This window comes from Clostridium sp. CTA-6 (assembly GCF_054768115.1).
Window position 1 is genome coordinate 34,011 of sequence record NZ_BAAAAU010000012.1, and the last position, 15,153, is coordinate 49,163.

The 15,153-nt window shown below is 23.2% G+C and carries 24 protein-coding genes; all 24 read right to left on the minus strand.

Translation table 11 applies throughout. The annotated features are described in order from the left end of the window. Nucleotides 1–238: 238 nt before the first annotated feature. The 24 genes from ACYUDJ_RS17610 to ACYUDJ_RS17725 all read right to left on the minus strand — a co-directional run bounded on the left by ACYUDJ_RS17610 (nucleotide 239) and on the right by ACYUDJ_RS17725 (nucleotide 14,907). Entirely contained in the window at nucleotides 239–1,297 is a 1,059-nt protein-coding gene (locus tag ACYUDJ_RS17610) for a phage lytic cycle repressor MrpR family protein (protein ID WP_460289732.1), read from the minus strand. Continuing rightward, nucleotides 1,282–2,703, minus strand: a complete 1,422-nt coding sequence (locus tag ACYUDJ_RS17615) for a hypothetical protein (RefSeq protein WP_460289733.1) — start codon at nucleotides 2,701–2,703, stop codon at nucleotides 1,282–1,284. The genes ACYUDJ_RS17610 and ACYUDJ_RS17615 overlap by 16 nt, the downstream gene beginning before the upstream one ends. Before the next feature lie 129 nt (nucleotides 2,704–2,832). Next, a complete protein-coding gene (locus ACYUDJ_RS17620) occupies nucleotides 2,833–3,291 on the minus strand; it encodes a hypothetical protein (protein WP_460289734.1) in 459 nt (152 codons plus the stop codon). Nucleotides 3,292–3,335: 44 nt separating this feature from the next. After that, complete coding sequence (locus tag ACYUDJ_RS17625; protein WP_460289735.1) at nucleotides 3,336–3,839, minus strand: hypothetical protein; 504 nt, start codon at nucleotides 3,837–3,839, stop codon at nucleotides 3,336–3,338. Nucleotides 3,840–3,874: 35 nt separating this feature from the next. Continuing rightward, a complete protein-coding gene (locus tag ACYUDJ_RS17630; protein ID WP_460289736.1) occupies nucleotides 3,875–4,456 on the minus strand; it encodes a type II toxin-antitoxin system PemK/MazF family toxin in 582 nt (193 codons plus the stop codon). Between the two features lie 293 nt (nucleotides 4,457–4,749). After that, the gene (locus ACYUDJ_RS17635; RefSeq protein WP_460289737.1) at nucleotides 4,750–5,706 is read right to left on the minus strand and encodes a hypothetical protein; all 957 of its coding nucleotides are present in this window, start codon (nucleotides 5,704–5,706) and stop codon (nucleotides 4,750–4,752) included. Between the two features lie 201 nt (nucleotides 5,707–5,907). Beyond that, the gene (locus ACYUDJ_RS17640; RefSeq protein ID WP_460289738.1) at nucleotides 5,908–6,696 is read right to left on the minus strand and encodes a hypothetical protein; all 789 of its coding nucleotides are present in this window, start codon (nucleotides 6,694–6,696) and stop codon (nucleotides 5,908–5,910) included. A 221-nt stretch (nucleotides 6,697–6,917) separates the two neighbouring features. Next, nucleotides 6,918–7,886, minus strand: coding sequence for a phage antirepressor KilAC domain-containing protein (locus ACYUDJ_RS17645; RefSeq protein ID WP_460289739.1), 969 nt, complete (start codon nucleotides 7,884–7,886; stop codon nucleotides 6,918–6,920). Between the two features lie 132 nt (nucleotides 7,887–8,018). Next, nucleotides 8,019–8,213, minus strand: a complete 195-nt coding sequence (locus ACYUDJ_RS17650) for a hypothetical protein (protein ID WP_460289741.1) — start codon at nucleotides 8,211–8,213, stop codon at nucleotides 8,019–8,021. 80 nt (nucleotides 8,214–8,293) lie between these two features. Further along, on the minus strand, nucleotides 8,294–8,557 hold the full coding sequence (locus ACYUDJ_RS17655) for a hypothetical protein (protein WP_460289742.1): 264 nt from the start codon (nucleotides 8,555–8,557) through the stop codon (nucleotides 8,294–8,296). Between the two features lie 15 nt (nucleotides 8,558–8,572). Further along, entirely contained in the window at nucleotides 8,573–8,860 is a 288-nt protein-coding gene (locus tag ACYUDJ_RS17660; RefSeq protein WP_460289743.1) for a lipocalin/fatty acid-binding family protein, read from the minus strand. A gap of 68 nt (nucleotides 8,861–8,928) precedes the next feature. Then, on the minus strand, nucleotides 8,929–9,846 hold the full coding sequence (locus ACYUDJ_RS17665) for a hypothetical protein (protein ID WP_460289744.1): 918 nt from the start codon (nucleotides 9,844–9,846) through the stop codon (nucleotides 8,929–8,931). 60 nt (nucleotides 9,847–9,906) lie between these two features. Next, entirely contained in the window at nucleotides 9,907–10,053 is a 147-nt protein-coding gene (locus tag ACYUDJ_RS17670; protein WP_163279259.1) for a glycogen synthase, read from the minus strand. A 14-nt stretch (nucleotides 10,054–10,067) separates the two neighbouring features. After that, the gene (locus tag ACYUDJ_RS17675; RefSeq protein ID WP_460289745.1) at nucleotides 10,068–10,265 is read right to left on the minus strand and encodes a hypothetical protein; all 198 of its coding nucleotides are present in this window, start codon (nucleotides 10,263–10,265) and stop codon (nucleotides 10,068–10,070) included. 336 nt (nucleotides 10,266–10,601) lie between these two features. Then, entirely contained in the window at nucleotides 10,602–10,916 is a 315-nt protein-coding gene (locus ACYUDJ_RS17680; RefSeq protein ID WP_460289746.1) for a hypothetical protein, read from the minus strand. A gap of 78 nt (nucleotides 10,917–10,994) precedes the next feature. Next, nucleotides 10,995–11,177, minus strand: coding sequence for a hypothetical protein (locus ACYUDJ_RS17685; protein WP_460289747.1), 183 nt, complete (start codon nucleotides 11,175–11,177; stop codon nucleotides 10,995–10,997). Nucleotides 11,178–11,352: 175 nt separating this feature from the next. Next, nucleotides 11,353–11,541 (minus strand): hypothetical protein, encoded by a 189-nt coding sequence (locus ACYUDJ_RS17690; RefSeq protein WP_460289748.1) that lies wholly within the window; start codon nucleotides 11,539–11,541, stop codon nucleotides 11,353–11,355. Between the two features lie 370 nt (nucleotides 11,542–11,911). Then, complete coding sequence (locus ACYUDJ_RS17695) at nucleotides 11,912–12,235, minus strand: hypothetical protein (protein WP_460289749.1); 324 nt, start codon at nucleotides 12,233–12,235, stop codon at nucleotides 11,912–11,914. Nucleotides 12,236–12,415: 180 nt separating this feature from the next. Beyond that, nucleotides 12,416–12,763 carry a hypothetical protein gene (locus tag ACYUDJ_RS17700; RefSeq protein ID WP_460289750.1) on the minus strand — a complete coding sequence of 116 codons (348 nt, stop codon included), beginning with the start codon at nucleotides 12,761–12,763 and terminating at the stop codon, nucleotides 12,416–12,418. 227 nt (nucleotides 12,764–12,990) lie between these two features. Next, nucleotides 12,991–13,158 (minus strand): hypothetical protein, encoded by a 168-nt coding sequence (locus ACYUDJ_RS17705; RefSeq protein WP_460289751.1) that lies wholly within the window; start codon nucleotides 13,156–13,158, stop codon nucleotides 12,991–12,993. A gap of 76 nt (nucleotides 13,159–13,234) precedes the next feature. Beyond that, nucleotides 13,235–13,471 carry a hypothetical protein gene (locus ACYUDJ_RS17710; protein ID WP_460289752.1) on the minus strand — a complete coding sequence of 79 codons (237 nt, stop codon included), beginning with the start codon at nucleotides 13,469–13,471 and terminating at the stop codon, nucleotides 13,235–13,237. Nucleotides 13,472–13,500: 29 nt separating this feature from the next. Next, nucleotides 13,501–13,719 (minus strand): hypothetical protein, encoded by a 219-nt coding sequence (locus ACYUDJ_RS17715; protein WP_460289753.1) that lies wholly within the window; start codon nucleotides 13,717–13,719, stop codon nucleotides 13,501–13,503. Nucleotides 13,720–14,037: 318 nt separating this feature from the next. After that, nucleotides 14,038–14,283, minus strand: coding sequence for a hypothetical protein (locus ACYUDJ_RS17720; RefSeq protein ID WP_460289754.1), 246 nt, complete (start codon nucleotides 14,281–14,283; stop codon nucleotides 14,038–14,040). A gap of 75 nt (nucleotides 14,284–14,358) precedes the next feature. After that, the gene (locus ACYUDJ_RS17725) at nucleotides 14,359–14,907 is read right to left on the minus strand and encodes a hypothetical protein (protein WP_460289755.1); all 549 of its coding nucleotides are present in this window, start codon (nucleotides 14,905–14,907) and stop codon (nucleotides 14,359–14,361) included. Nucleotides 14,908–15,153 lie beyond the last annotated feature (246 nt).

A 15,153-nucleotide genomic window follows, 5' to 3' on the forward strand; every position in this document is an offset into this window, starting at 1 on the left:
TATTTTAATAATATTATAATAAAAATTTAACATACTGTTTTTTATTGATTATACTGATTTTTTTCAAATTATTTTATATTTTGAATATCAAATAAAATATTAAAATTTGTCGAAATTAGTATAAAAATTTTTATAAAAGTTCCAATTAGCTCTACAAATTATTATGGAGCTAATTGGAAAGTTATACATTTTATTCGTTTTGCTGTATAAAATGCACTTAACAAAATAAAATTTTATTTTAAAAATTGATAATATCATTTTTAAAGTAATCATATAAATCTATATATATAGGATATATTCTATACCCTGCTTGTGAACCTAATTTTTCATTTTGTTGAATATATTTTGAAAAAACAGATTTAGGTATTTTATTGCCTGCATATTTTTCTTCTGTGATTTTTACCATTCTATTAATAATTCCAGAATGGTAAAGGCTTTGAACAGTTATATGCTGTCCATTTATATCTAAAAAATATTTAAATATTTTTAAAATCCTTGATTGAATTGTTTGCCCATTTACTGCAACCAGTTGTTTTCTCATCTTAGCATTTAATTGATATGTTGGTTCAATTAGATACTCGCTTTTTACCATATCTGTCATACTATAAAGACCTTTACTTTTACCGTTTTTGAAATAATAAACATCTGTTAAAATGGTTTTTTCAATAGCGTCTGCAAGAAATTCATTACATACTATTGTTTTTGTTTTTTCTGTATCTTGCTCTATATACTCAAGCGTTTTAGTTTCTTTATTGTACTGTTCTTTTTTTATATTAAGTAAATCTGCATGATTAGTTCCTTTTACTCCTTCATATATTAGCAATGAAATAACCCTATCTTGTGGATTCACTAACTCTTCTACCGCTTCGTATAAAATTCCTTCACTAACATATTTGAGATATTTTAATCTCTTATTAACTAAACCTTTAAGATAATTTTTTTGAGATAATTCTTTCAATAAGGATAAATCTTTTTGAACACCATATCTTTCTGTACAGAATTTCAAATAGTCTAAAATTCGATTTTTATATGCCATTGCCGAACTTTCAGAACTAAAAGTCATATTTTCTAATAATTTAGAAATTTCATCTATAGTAAAATATTCTATTGATCTGTCTGGGTCTATCGTTTCTTCAAATGCTCTTATCTTATACATCTGATTTTCATAGTTATCTATTGTTACATCTTGTAAATCTTGTTCATTTTTTAAAAAATCAATATAGTCTTTTTTTCTGCTGTCCAACTCTCTATAATACAATTTATTAATGCTTTTAAATTCTCTTATTTTATCTGACATTTTTCTTCTTCCTCACTTCCTAATAAACTATCTATATAATCTTCTAACTTTTTAATGTTTGTTTTGCTCATTTCATCTTTATATAGGTGAATATCTTCTAATATTCCACCTATTCTATAATCTATTTCTCCTAATATTTTAATCAATTTTTTCTTCCAATCAACATCATTTATTAACTTTGAAGCTATATATAAATAACCACCAAACATATTCATGTTTAATTCATAGCCTTCTTCTCGTGATGTTTTAATGTCTTTTAATTTTTCCTTATGAAAACTTAAAACATATTTAAAATATTGCTTTAAAAAATCCTTTACTAAATCCTCTTGAATTGCATCATGTGGGTCTATATTAAAATATTTTAACCCTTCTGCAAAATTATAAATCGTTGTTAGTTTATCTAAGTATTTTACATCCTTTAATTCTCTACCTAATCTATTAGATAATGGATTGTCACTACTATTGCCTTTATTCATATAATAAGCAATTTTATTTTCTATTGTCTTATCCATTGCTTTTGTTAAAGTTTCATCCAATGGGTTCTTTTTGCTTTCTTGGAATATATACCATCTTGACCAATATGGATCTAAATTCATAATTTTGACACCCATATTTAATATAAATTCCTTTCCTTTTCTTCTACATATACTTCTAGCCAAACTTCCTCCTGTAGTCCTATGATTCCCATCAATCAAATTTAGTGTTGTATTTTTATCTATTTTTATTATAATATCATATAATCCTTCAGACTTTTCAATAACATGAAATTCCTCATAACCATTAGAAGGCACATTAATAGCTATATCTGTAGGGATATAATCATTATTAGCCATGCTTTCTGAAATTTCTTTTATTGATTTAGGGAAGGTTTTTGCTCTTTCTATATAAGAACCCCTCCACTTGAGTTTTTGTGTTTCACGTTGACAGTCTTTATTATAAAATAAAATACCTTTTTCTCTTAAATCTAATATATAATTAAAATCTTCAACTCCACTGTATACTCCATCTCTCATGAATTGCACATTTTTGAATTTAACTGTTTTAAAATCTTCTTTCTCTTCCTTTACTAATACTGAGTTTTTATAATTTCTTATTTCATCTTCTGTAAAATATAATGATGGTTTCAAATCTATTTGAAGTTGTTGTTGTTGTTCATTCAACTTTGAGAGAAAATCTTCATTGAGTAGCATTCTATAAAAAACTTCTGTTATCAAATAAAGTTCTCTTTCCTCTAGCATCTCAATTTGTATATTCTGGTTAAACAAATTGTTAATAACATCTTCATCTACTCTATCCTCTAAATTTTTACTTATAAAAGATTTCTTCATTAAAAATTGTTTCAAATTTAGACATCCAGTTAATTCATTAATTAATTTATCATAATTATATTTTTCGTTATTTATCATAATAGTTAATACCTCCCTTTTTAAACACATCTATATTATAACACTAATATAGAATAATTTGCAATAACATTATTAATTTTTTACCTAAAACATAGAAAATATTAGAAATATATAGAAACATATATATTTTTATGCAGATTTATTGGAAAAATCTATTCCCAACTTATTTTTATCATGTTGTGCTATATATCTTAGAGCAGAGAAATAAGAATAAAATTTTTGTTTCTGTTCATGGAATTTACCCTTTGAACCTTTGTTTTTATTATTTATATGTTGCAATATAAGCAAATTGTTTTTAAATGGTTCTATAAACCATTCATCAAATATAGATGATACTTTTAAAGTATCATTAACCCATTGTATTGTTATTAAATTATATTTACTTGCATAATTATAAATTTGATGTTTTAATAATTTTTCTTTTATTTCTGACTCGTTTTCTGTTGTAATTAAGTTTTCCCTTGGTATTTTATATTTATTCTTCCCTTTTTCTACTAAAATAAACTCCTTTTTATTTTTATTTAAATCTGTTTTTATATATCCTATTTTTATTTGATTGTCATGGACAAATCTAATTTTATTTCTCATTTCTCAACAACTCCCTATTATTTAATTTATTTTATATTAATTATTTAAAAATAGCAACAAAAGTTACAATTACTTTCTTTGTTGCTATTATACTTTTTTTGTTTATTATTAAAGGTAATTATATTTGAATTCTTTCTTAAATTATTGATTTTTTTAAAAATTTTTTCATAATCTCTTTCATTTGATAAATCAAGTAAATAACTGTAGACTTTTATTGCTTGTTTCTCCTTTCCTAATTTTTCATAAATTCCACCTAGTAAATCTAACATTGATTTATATTCTGAATTATATTGATCTCTTTCATCAATTGTAAAATATTTAAATGTTTTTAAGCATAAAGTTAATGCATTTGTGAGATTATTTAAATCAATCAATATTTTAACCTTATAATAGTAATAATAACAAATTATTTCATCTCTAGTCAGCCAATCTATTTTTTTATCTATTAATATTATTTTATAAAGATTAGTTAAATGTTGATTACATTGTTCATATTGTTTTTGTTGATACGCATCTCTAATATTATTTTTTAAAAAAGTGTACACCATTTTTTCAAACCCCTCCATCGCTTTTTATTTTATATTTATGCAGCAATGTTTCTTTGAAGATATATGTTAATTCTGTTAAACTTAGAAACATAATATTGTGAACAATCTATATTATATTCTTCACAATAGTCTCTAAAATCAACTACTTGTGATTTTAAAATATTTAATAAATCAACTGGTTTATTTTTTTGTTTGTCAATGTAGTTTTCTAATTCTTTTAATGATTTTGCTCTATTTAATATTCTTCGTTCATTTATTTTATTTGGTTTGTCTTTTAATGCTAATTGAAGTTTTATTTTTTCGTCAACTTTTTCCATAATTGCATCTGAAGCTTTTCCTATGTAGCCTACTATCTGATTTATACTAATTAGATTAATTTGTTCTATTAAAATAAGAGAATCACATTTTAAATTATTTAGCTCATCTTTTTTTATAACAATATGAGTTCCTATTTTTTTCTTATTTAAATTTGATGTGAAAGGTGCAACATGTATGACTGGACTAAATTTATTACACATATCATTAGCAACAACGATACAAGGTCTTTTTCCACTTTGTTTACCTTTCTCTAAGTTTTGTCCAAAATTTACTTCAATTATATCTCCTCTTTTTAACATTTAATATCCTTCCCTTCTATTCGTTTTATTTATTTTCAACCCCATTTATTTTTTTAAATTATTTTAATTTGTTTCGTTATATATAGTATATTATAATGTATGTATGATGTCAACACTTTTTATGAAAATTATTAAATTATTTTATGTTTATTTAAAACTATACTATATGTTGTGGTTTGGAGTTTCAAAATGTACATATATTGTGGTCAAAATAAGATAAAAGAAGGGTTTTATATGAAAAATAACAGTCATAGTTATTTATTATGACTGTTATTATAATGAGTAAATTTTTATTATTTTTCAGGTGATAATTTAACATTATTCATCGAACATATATTAATTAAATCTCCATCTTCTAGGTCTACAATAACTTCCGTTACTCCAGAGTGTTGACCCATAATCTCATTAGTTTTTGCTCGACCGCTACTATTAAATACAAATAAATTACCAGAGTTATCTCCTGTAGTCACTTTATATCTGCCCTTTGACACATCTTTCCCCACTAGCCAGTATCCTGCATGAATAGCAATATTACTATATGATTGCAATTTACTTTCTATAGGTTTTGTATTAATTGACATTCCAGAAATCTTAATTTTACCACCCTTTGGTAAAATAGCTTTATATTGAGTTATTCCAAAATCACTTCCCCCTATTTCATTTGTCACTGTCTTTCCTTTATCATCAAAAATAAATAAATTACCTTGTCCGTTAAAAGTAATTAAATAATTACCTTCATCTATATGCTTTCCTATTGTATGTTCCCCTGCTGATAAAGTTTTAGTATTTTTTTTAATAAGCTCCTCTTTTTTCTTTTGTTCTTCTTCAGCCCATTTTTTAATTTGAATATCTCTTTCTTTTAACAATCTTTCATAATTGCTTTTAATACTTTCTTTTTCTTTAGAATCCATTTTTTTATATTTCTCTTCTATTTCTGCAAATTGAGTCCTTTGATTTCCATCGAATTTATCATAATTCTTTTTTAACAATTCTTTGTCACTAGAGGTTAATAATTTTTTTTCTTCTTTTTTGTTATTTACTGCTGTACTAGTTTTTTTATTAGATGTGGAATTAGATGGGCTTGTTGGCATAAGAAATAGCGATACTAAGACTATAGCAAAACAACCTATTAGGAATTTAGAATTTTTTTTATAATCTTGTTTTCTGATAACATCTACTATTATTTTAATTATAAAAAATATAAAACCAATAAAACCTATTGAAAATAATATGAATGCTAAGTTTGACATCACATTCCCTCCTTAAAATGAATAATTCAACTTTATTATACATAATTGTGTCATAAATGTAAAATATTTATGAATAAATTATAACTTTAATCTTATTGAATTGTTTTAAATTAAAATAAAAACCCTCTTTTATCAAAACTATAACAGTCATGGATATGTAGCTATGACTGTTATAGTTATTTTTCATTGTTATTACTATTATTATTTAAATTCTACTTTGTCTATATCCATTAATAAATCTTCTATTTGTATTCTAAATTGTTCCCTTCCAATTTCATTAATAATAGTTTCAAGTTTATTAACAGGTACTTTCGTATTAAATATATCTTTTTGTTTATCTTCTGGTATATAACTATATAAATTTCCTTCTATTAAATCAATTATTCTGCCAAATGAAATATATACTTCATTACCCCATACGTTTTTTATAGTCATATGCGTACCGTCAAATATACCTGACAAATATTCTATAATATTTAAAATGGTATATTTTGATGTTAAAGTATCTTTTATGATATTTTCATTTTCAACTAAGTATATAAAATCTGGTTCGCAACTATTCTTTCCATGAACATATTTTATTAATCCTTTATCAAGTAATTGTTCTATCTCATCTGTTATATCATCATAAATATAAATGAATTTGATTCTAGTCCTGCGTTTATTATTTATATTTTGAGATGTTATTATGAAATCAATTATATTATTAATATTAGTATCTTTAAGATTATACTCTTCTGTTATATTACCTTCATAACCATATTTAAATTTATAAACATCATTATTTCTAATATAAATATAATCATCTTTTTTTAAAACTGTATACTCAAATGTGTTGTAAGTAACTCCAAAAGCAAAATTATTCGTATAATCTGTTAATAGATATTTAAATTCCTCAATATTATTTATTTCAAAATCTCTTTGGGTATATGGATTGTTCCATTTTAACTTTTTTAATTCAATAAGTTGTTGAATATTGTTTATTTCCATTGTTTTAATTCCCCCTAAAATTCAATATATGCTTTTTATTTAACATTTCCTTAATCTTCTAGAAATATTATAACATATTTCTATATAATTTCAATTATTTATTAAATTGTTTTATTTAATAAAACTATCTTTTTATTTAATCATAAGGTGTATACGATAAACTGCACACACCTTATTGTTATATGTAAAATTTTATTAAATTGTTCTATGTACAAAATTAATTATATAGACTCTTTTACTAATAAATCATAAATAAAGTCTAATCCATCTTTAGTAACTCTAGTCTGTGTTTTACTCATTGTTTGCTCATTGCCTTCCCTATCTGTAAAAGATATGTCTCTTGCGGTTGTATTGAAATATTTTTCATATCCTGAGCGTGGTAAGTTTTTATAACTTTTACCTAGTTTGTCTTTACATAATATTTTATTATCTCTTAGATATTTTGGCAAACTACTTTTATTAAGTTTAATTTTTAGTGTATTATTTTCATTGTCTGCTTGTGTGCTTAAAATTTTAGATGTTGCTTCAAAAGTAAAACAACCATTGTTGTCCATAAATTTCTTATATTTATCCTCATAGATTTTATATTTTTCTATTGTCAATTCTTCTGATAATTGTTTTTCTAATTCTATAATTTTATTATTAATTTTACTAGCTTCTGCAAATAATTCTTTATCCCCTTTTCTCATAGCTTTACCATATAACAAATCATATTGTTCGTACATATTTTCTATCTGTTCTTTTAAAGTAGCTTTTAATACTTTATTTTCAGCTTTAGTTTTAAAATAATCCTCTAAAAATTTATCATATATTTTCCATGATTCTTTTGTAGTAGCTATTTTGACTAACTTCATCATTCCTGAAAAACTGAAAGCCAACCACCTTTTAGTTGCATTTAATTTATTTTGTGAATAGCCAACTTCTTTCAAAAACGTAGTAGTATCAACGTTTATTTCGCTATCCTTTTCAGGCACAGCCATTTTTAAATCAATATAATCGACATCTTTTTCAAAATTACCTTCATTTCTTTCAAAATTTCTCGTTATATCTCTTGAACCTAATCCTAGTAATTCTGATGCTTGAAAAATTAAAAACATAGGTTTGTCATCCCCAAATCCACCAATTAATCTGGTAAATTCTCGTTCTCCTGCCCTAACCTTTTCGTCTGTAAATAATTTTAAATTTCTCATTAATACATTCCCTCTTTCTTTATTTTTTAATTTAACCATCACGTTTTAAACGCAACGGTTTAATCTAATATTAATTTATGTCATCACCACAGTTATGAAACTGTGGCTGTTATATTGATTAAAATTAATAAATCATTTTAGAATATAATTATCTGAATAAATTATCATCTTTTGTATTTTATCTATATTTTCTTTTGTTACTTGTCCTGAAAAAACTATAGTATCATGAAATATAATCTTTACTTCTTTGCCTATAGTTACAGGATTTTTCCTGTTATATGAATATATTTTATTATTAAATTGTTTTAACTTATAATTTTTATTCATTTAATCTCCTCCTATTTAAAACTATGTAACTAATTCTGTTATAGGAGAAAGCATTATTAAACCCTGTTTAAAATTAATTCTTATACTATATAACTTTCTTTATTTTTAAACCATCTAATTTTTAAAAACATACTATTCTTACCAAATTTATTTGTTCCTTTAACTATACTTTGTATCCTACTCCCACTGTAACCTAATTCTCTACCTATTTGTTGGAAAGATTTTTTCTCTATATACCATGATTTTATAATTTTTAATTGTTCTTCTGTAAAGAGTTTTTCCCAACCTAGTAAATTATCTGTTAATTGTTTAAAATATTCTCTTGTAAAATTTTTTGTTGACATACTACACCTACTTTCTTAATAATATATAAACATTAAAAGATATATTAATATTCCTGTTATGCCTATACTTATAGCTCCTAACACTTCACTTAAATTATTTCTAATCAAATCCTCTATTTTAGCAATCTTTAACCATTTGCTTTTTGCTTCTTCTTTAACTCTCCAAGTCTTTCCTAAAGCATTTACTGTTATATAAGATTTATTACCTATATATTGTCTTTGACCACCTTCACATACCTTTTTATAGCTTTTAACACCTTTATATGCTTTTTTATTATTAATATTTTGTGATAAAATTTCCAATTTATTCACTCCCTAATTATTAGATTATTTTATATTATTGGGTATAATTAAATTTATACCCAATAATTCTATTCTTCTAGCATCAATCTTCTTATAATTGAAATATTTTTATCTGCCATTCTAGGACGTCTAGGAATAGGATATAATTCTTTTAATCTTTTATGAATTTCTTGATAACTTTTACCATCTTGTTGCATATAGCCAACTCTGCCTTCAATATCTCTTATATCATCAATATCTTGTACTGATAAATAATTTCTAACAGTATCATAGGATTTTAATTTTAATCCTAAAAAATCTTCTATCTTTTTTGCTGTCATTCCAAATAATAATCTATATACATAATTAGTTTCTCTGGCGTAAGCATTATTTTTTACATCTTTTGGATTATGCCAAGGGAAATCACCTTTTTCAATAAAATATTTTATTGTATCGGTAGTTTTCTTTCTTTCCTTTTTACCTAACAATCTAAGCATATATTGTTCTGTATCATCTTTATTTAGAATTAATTCTTTCATTCTGAAATAATCTCTAATTACTTTTTTATAAATAATTTTAGATTTTGTATCTTTCATTAAATTAATTAAAAGAGAATACCCTTGCTCAGATAAAATATATAAATTTTTAGCATTACCTATTTGTGATTGTGTATAAATTTTAGCTTTTTTAAGATTGGAAAACAGGTTACTTGAAACCCCCTGTTTTAAATCAATAATATCTATTCCAAATTCAAAATATTTATCCCCACTATCTAAAATAATATTGTTATTTATTAGTTTATTTATAGCTTTAATTCTTTCCTTAACTTCATTTTTACTATTAGGGTTTTCTACATGTAATAATGCAATCTGTGGTACTGTTAATATTTTTTGACCTTGTCCAAAACCACCATATAATTCTTTAATTTTAATTGAGGTATCAGAAATTTCAACCTCATTTCCAGTACATACTATATCCCATTTTAATTGTTCTTTTTCATTAGACATTTTATCACCTTTACCTTTCGTGTTTTACTAATAAATTATTAAATTGTTTTAAATTATGTATTAAGCTAACTTATACAAATCTAAATATTCTTCAAAACTTTTATTACTTGTACTGTTTTTCTTTAAAGTTCTTTTTATAACTTCCTGTCTCTTTTGTCTAAATTGATGACTCGCTTGAGTCTTTAAAATAGCACTTATTTTACGCATTTAAACCATCTCCCTTATATTATTTTTAAATATAATATATCTATATATATTATATTTAATTCTCTTTCCGTAGCTTCTAAACAAGATTTACAAATGTGTTTTCTATGAATATTATTACTTAATCCTATTATATTTCCTTGATTGTTATATACTATGTAAAAATTATTATGTAGTCGTTTTAATTTACTTATTTCCGAAGCTATATTAGACATAAACACAACTCCTTTGAATTTAATTATTAAATTGTTTTATTTTGTTTACAATTCTTATTATAGCATAAAGGAAAATATATGCAATAGATTTTATTAAGATTTTTATTAAATTATTTTAAATTAGCAATATTTATATATAAAACAAATGGTGTTAAGTATTTTTACTTTACACATTTAAAATTCAATATAACCCTATCTAAACGATATTACTTCTTAATGAGATTTATATGTGTTATATATTATTTTCTATTATATGAGATTTTTACAAAAATAATTTTAGACAAAAATAAAAAGTACAGATAAATAATATATCCATACTTTAATAGCTTACTTTAATTAATAATAAACTATAACATGATTTAAACTATCTAGATCATAATGCCTATATCCATCTTCTTCTATTTTTTCATTTTTAATTTTGTATACTAAATCGAAATTTAATACATCCTCATATCCTTCCTCATCTATGACATCAATTCCTATTCTAACATCTGCAAATCCGTCTGGAGTCATTTCGTCTGTACTTTCTTGTGAATATGTTGTTAATTTTCCCCATTCTTCTTCAGATATTTGAAGAGCTTTTTTAAATTCTTCTTCAGTTTTTATTCCCTCAAAATTTATATTTTTAATTTCTTTTAAATTTTTTAGCATGTTACAACACTCCTATGTTTTTTTATTTTAGCCTATTATGGCTTCTCACATAGTTAATATAAAAAATTGTTTTTTTTATTATTCATTTTTTAATAAATTCAACATCATTTCTAAACTTCTCTTTTCTCCAATTAGTTGATTATATTCTCTTTCATCATTTATAATAATAGATGATCCATTTTTTATTGTATATGTTTTAGATTCATATTCTTTAATTTTATTTTTAACTTCTTCTATTTTTTCTTCTATATAATCTCTCATTTAATAATTACCCCCCTAATTATTTCCTTGATTTATTATCTTAATTATATAATATTTTACAATTAAATTCAATATATTTATCAAATTATTTTAAATAAAATATGCAATTTATATTATCTTATCCCTTTTCTTTTGTAGTATGATGTATTATAAGATTAGATTTTTATAAGCTTTCTTAATTGACTTTATCTATAATGTTAAATCCAAATCTTAAATCTGCACAAATAATTTCGTCTATTGGTTGATTAGTTATTTGGTCACTATTTTTTTCAATAGCTTGTTTAGCTTCAATTTCATTTTCTGCATGTACTTTAACTGGTATGTTATGACCATTCTTTAATTTTATAATACCTACAAATTCCATTCCTACTCCTCCTAAATGTTATATCTATATTTTAACATTTTATTTAAGTATATCCTGCATACCCTTTACAATTATTATTATACTACTGTTATATAATAAGTCAATAGAATTTCTAACAATATTAAATTGTTTTATATTATATTTATTACAAATAAAAACATAATACTAAAATTCAATCTAAGCCTATTTAAGCTATTTTAGTTCTATGAATATAATTATACCTTAAATTAGCTTAAAATTATTACAAAGTTCCCTAATGAAGTTGTTTTAGTAGAAAATAAAAATAAATAGGCAATTCCTATTATAATTTCAGAATTGCCTATTTATATGTAATTAATTTAATTAAATTTAAATACACCATGTGTTATTGTTATCTATATTTCCAACTATAGCCACCAGCCTGTTTCAGCTCTCCTTTTAAAACTCTACAAATTTCAGCAGGATTGATATTTAGTTCCTTAGCTGCTATAGATGGTTTATTCCATTCTTTTATAATTTCGTTCGTATTTACATCTATTTGTGATATTTTATTTTTACAATATCTTGACCTTTTATCTGTACTGGAAATATCTCTTACATATTTATTTACTGTAATTTTACTAAATCCAGTTTCTTTAGCAGTTTTTTCGATACTTTTTAATTTTTTATAAGTATCTAGTATATAATCTATTTCTTTAGATTTTAATTTAGACACATAAACACCTCTGAATTTTTAATCTTTATTAATATATATTAGATTTTATAATTAAATTTAAATACATCGTATGTTATGGTTCAAATCTTATATAATAAATACAAGAATATTTAAATACCACTAAGTGGTTACTGTTCAATGTGCCTATAATATATCATATTAGGGTTATATTGTTAATATTTATTTAACTATCATTTCTAACCCTTCTTTGAAACATTCCTCCTTCTCCCATTTATCTATATATGAAACTTTTTCAACTTCTTTAAGTTTTATATTAACAGAATCTAATCCGTGTAAATAATTCATTAATGCTGAACTAGACGCAGTTAATACAAAGCTTTTGATATTAGCTTTTACAAGCTCTTCTTTCAATTCTTTTAATTTTTCAGGTTTATTATAAATGAATCCCAAATCATCAATTACTAATTTGTTAAAATTATAATCTTTAGTATATCTATATCCTGCTAATAGATAATAACTTCCTTTTTCGTTTTTTAAACATTCTTCTAAATATTCATTTTTATACATATTTCTCCAACTCCTCTTATATTTAATTATAACATCTTTTTTATTTTCTAGCAGTAAAGATTATAAACTACCGAGCCAAATATTTTACTACTTGAAGCTTTTTAATATTTATATAAATTTTATAGAATCTACAGAACATTTCCTGTTATATAAGATATTTTAATAAATTATTTTATATAAAACTTATCATTTATAGCATTTTATTTTTGTAATACGACTTAATTTTATTATTTTACTTCTTCTATAAATCCTAACTTGTCTAACATTGTATAATACTGATTATCTGTAACTATTGTAATATTATTATCTATACTAATGATGTATTTTACATCGTGGATAAACACTACTGCTATTTCTCCTTCTGAATTTTTAAAAAGCTTTGTCTTTGTAAACATACTTTTACCTCCTTCAAATTTAAGCTCCCAATGTTTTTCATACTATGGATATATTTAATAAAATACATTTTTTAACTTAATTTATTTGATAAACTTTTCCTAAAATTCCTGAATTTGATATTAATTCTATCTTATTTAATTCTAGCAAATTTTGAACCGCCCATCTGGTATAATTACTTGATGAAGGTATTAATCTATCTAAATCTTTTATTTTTATACATATCTGTTTACTTTCTCTTCCACAGTTATTTTTTAAATAATTATAAATATTTTTTTGATGTTGTTTAAATTTAAAAGAATCTATTTTTACCATTTTAATAACAATTCCCCTTTGTTTAGTTTCTATGCTAAGTCTTTAACTTCTTTTATAGCTTCTTCTAATGTATTCCATAAATTAAGTGATATGTAATCATCTATGCCTTTTAAATCTTTTCCTATGTATTTTAAAGCTAAGAACATATTACATTCTAGATCAATTTGTAAACCTCCTATAATTTTATCATTTTCTTTTATTTCTACTAATCCACCTTTTAATAATTTCTCTAAATCTGATTTTCTCATTTTTAAACAACTCCCTTTTATTAATTTTTATATTTTATCAAATTATTTTTAGTTTATTTCTATGTAAGTTTCTATTTCCTCCTGACACTTATTATATTACACCATACTAGATGTAATGTCAATACAAATTATCAAATTATTTTTAATTTAAAAAACCTTTTATCTTATCTGGAAAAGCTTATTCTAAGCTGTTTTAAACAATTTTAATTTTATAAGTATCTATTTACAATAATATATTTTAAATGCCTTTAAAACTCTTCTAGGAAAGTAAGACAATATAAAAAAATAAAGCTGAATATTATTCAGCTTCCCTTTTTATTATATTAATCCTGCTTCTTTGAAATCTTCAAAATACCATGCTTCGTTATTACCACCATTAATTTCTTTTATACCTTCATCTATAAACCACTTAATATCTACATAGATATCTAATGGATGTGCTAATGCATATCTGTATTTATAATCAAATATATTATAATACAAATCTTTCATAACAGGTTTATTTAAGTTATGTCTGTTTAGTAACATAAATTCTTTTAAGGCTTTTATCCTATCTTTACTCATATTGCTATTGTCTCCTTTAAAATCTTAATTTTACATTTCTGAAAGTAAAGTTTAAAAGATAAATTTTATAACTTATTAAAACATATCGTCATAAGAGTCGACATAAGAGTTTTCATCTGTATATATTTCGGATTTTTTATGATTTTTTAATACACACGAAAACTCTGAGATACAGTATTGTCCTTCACAAGTATCTGTATAAAGTCTTATTTCACTAATATCTTCATCTTCGTCCCATTCAATATCATTTATTTCGATATTGGTGCAAGTATACTTCTTTAATACATTTTCATAATACTCATTTGCAATTTCTGCGATTTCGCTAACATATCTATTTTCATTCATTGCGTTTTTAAGATCAATTAGCATATTTATATCTTTTTGGTTTAGCTCTTCTATGCCTTGAATTCTTGTTTTGTTTGTTTCTTCTAGTTCCCCATTGTAAGTACTATTTTTTACAATATTATATTCTATACAGTATACTGTCTCATCTTTTTCGATTTTATTATTTTTTAGATAAAATCCAGATCCCTTGATATTTGATTTAAATTCTTCTTTTAAATTTATTAATGTGTTTTCCATCTCGTTTATTTTATTCAATTCCTTTTCCAATTTCATTTTCAAGAATATCATCTCCCTATTTTATTATAATATATCATTTTAATTTCAACAAACTCAATACGTTTTGCTCATCCTATATTTATATATTAACAAATTATTTTATATTTGGCAAGCTTTATTTTAAATAAAATTTGACATTTATTTCATCTTAATTACTATATAGCATACAAGGAATAATGCCATAAGATAAAATAAGTTCCACATAATACACCTCCAATTGTATTAATTTTTCTGTTATATGCTCTATAG

What these genes read in the sequence shown, in the direction of transcription:
- ACYUDJ_RS17635 (WP_460289737.1), bottom strand. Translation starts at nt 5,706, where the DNA reads ATGTCAAACTTAGCATTCATATTATTTTCAATAGGTTTTATTGGTTTT.
- ACYUDJ_RS17610 (WP_460289732.1), bottom strand. Translation starts at nt 1,297, where the DNA reads ATGTCAGATAAAATAAGAGAATTTAAAAGCATTAATAAATTGTATTAT.
- ACYUDJ_RS17620 (WP_460289734.1), bottom strand. Translation starts at nt 3,291, where the DNA reads ATGAGAAATAAAATTAGATTTGTCCATGACAATCAAATAAAAATAGGA.
- ACYUDJ_RS17715 (WP_460289753.1), bottom strand. Translation starts at nt 13,719, where the DNA reads ATGAGAAAATCAGATTTAGAGAAATTATTAAAAGGTGGATTAGTAGAA.
- ACYUDJ_RS17710 (WP_460289752.1), bottom strand. Translation starts at nt 13,471, where the DNA reads ATGGTAAAAATAGATTCTTTTAAATTTAAACAACATCAAAAAAATATT.
- ACYUDJ_RS17650 (WP_460289741.1), bottom strand. Translation starts at nt 8,213, where the DNA reads ATGAATAAAAATTATAAGTTAAAACAATTTAATAATAAAATATATTCA.
- ACYUDJ_RS17675 (WP_460289745.1), bottom strand. Translation starts at nt 10,265, where the DNA reads ATGTCTAATATAGCTTCGGAAATAAGTAAATTAAAACGACTACATAAT.
- ACYUDJ_RS17705 (WP_460289751.1), bottom strand. Translation starts at nt 13,158, where the DNA reads ATGTTTACAAAGACAAAGCTTTTTAAAAATTCAGAAGGAGAAATAGCA.
- ACYUDJ_RS17615 (WP_460289733.1), bottom strand. Translation starts at nt 2,703, where the DNA reads ATGATAAATAACGAAAAATATAATTATGATAAATTAATTAATGAATTA.
- ACYUDJ_RS17685 (WP_460289747.1), bottom strand. Translation starts at nt 11,177, where the DNA reads ATGAGAGATTATATAGAAGAAAAAATAGAAGAAGTTAAAAATAAAATT.
- ACYUDJ_RS17720 (WP_460289754.1), bottom strand. Translation starts at nt 14,283, where the DNA reads ATGAGTAAAGATAGGATAAAAGCCTTAAAAGAATTTATGTTACTAAAC.
- ACYUDJ_RS17670 (WP_163279259.1), bottom strand. Translation starts at nt 10,053, where the DNA reads ATGCGTAAAATAAGTGCTATTTTAAAGACTCAAGCGAGTCATCAATTT.
- ACYUDJ_RS17680 (WP_460289746.1), bottom strand. Translation starts at nt 10,916, where the DNA reads ATGCTAAAAAATTTAAAAGAAATTAAAAATATAAATTTTGAGGGAATA.
- ACYUDJ_RS17645 (WP_460289739.1), bottom strand. Translation starts at nt 7,886, where the DNA reads ATGAGAAATTTAAAATTATTTACAGACGAAAAGGTTAGGGCAGGAGAA.
- ACYUDJ_RS17625 (WP_460289735.1), bottom strand. Translation starts at nt 3,839, where the DNA reads ATGGTGTACACTTTTTTAAAAAATAATATTAGAGATGCGTATCAACAA.
- ACYUDJ_RS17700 (WP_460289750.1), bottom strand. Translation starts at nt 12,763, where the DNA reads ATGTATAAAAATGAATATTTAGAAGAATGTTTAAAAAACGAAAAAGGA.
- ACYUDJ_RS17655 (WP_460289742.1), bottom strand. Translation starts at nt 8,557, where the DNA reads ATGTCAACAAAAAATTTTACAAGAGAATATTTTAAACAATTAACAGAT.
- ACYUDJ_RS17640 (WP_460289738.1), bottom strand. Translation starts at nt 6,696, where the DNA reads ATGGAAATAAACAATATTCAACAACTTATTGAATTAAAAAAGTTAAAA.
- ACYUDJ_RS17690 (WP_460289748.1), bottom strand. Translation starts at nt 11,541, where the DNA reads ATGGAATTTGTAGGTATTATAAAATTAAAGAATGGTCATAACATACCA.
- ACYUDJ_RS17665 (WP_460289744.1), bottom strand. Translation starts at nt 9,846, where the DNA reads ATGTCTAATGAAAAAGAACAATTAAAATGGGATATAGTATGTACTGGA.
- ACYUDJ_RS17630 (WP_460289736.1), bottom strand. Translation starts at nt 4,456, where the DNA reads ATGTTAAAAAGAGGAGATATAATTGAAGTAAATTTTGGACAAAACTTA.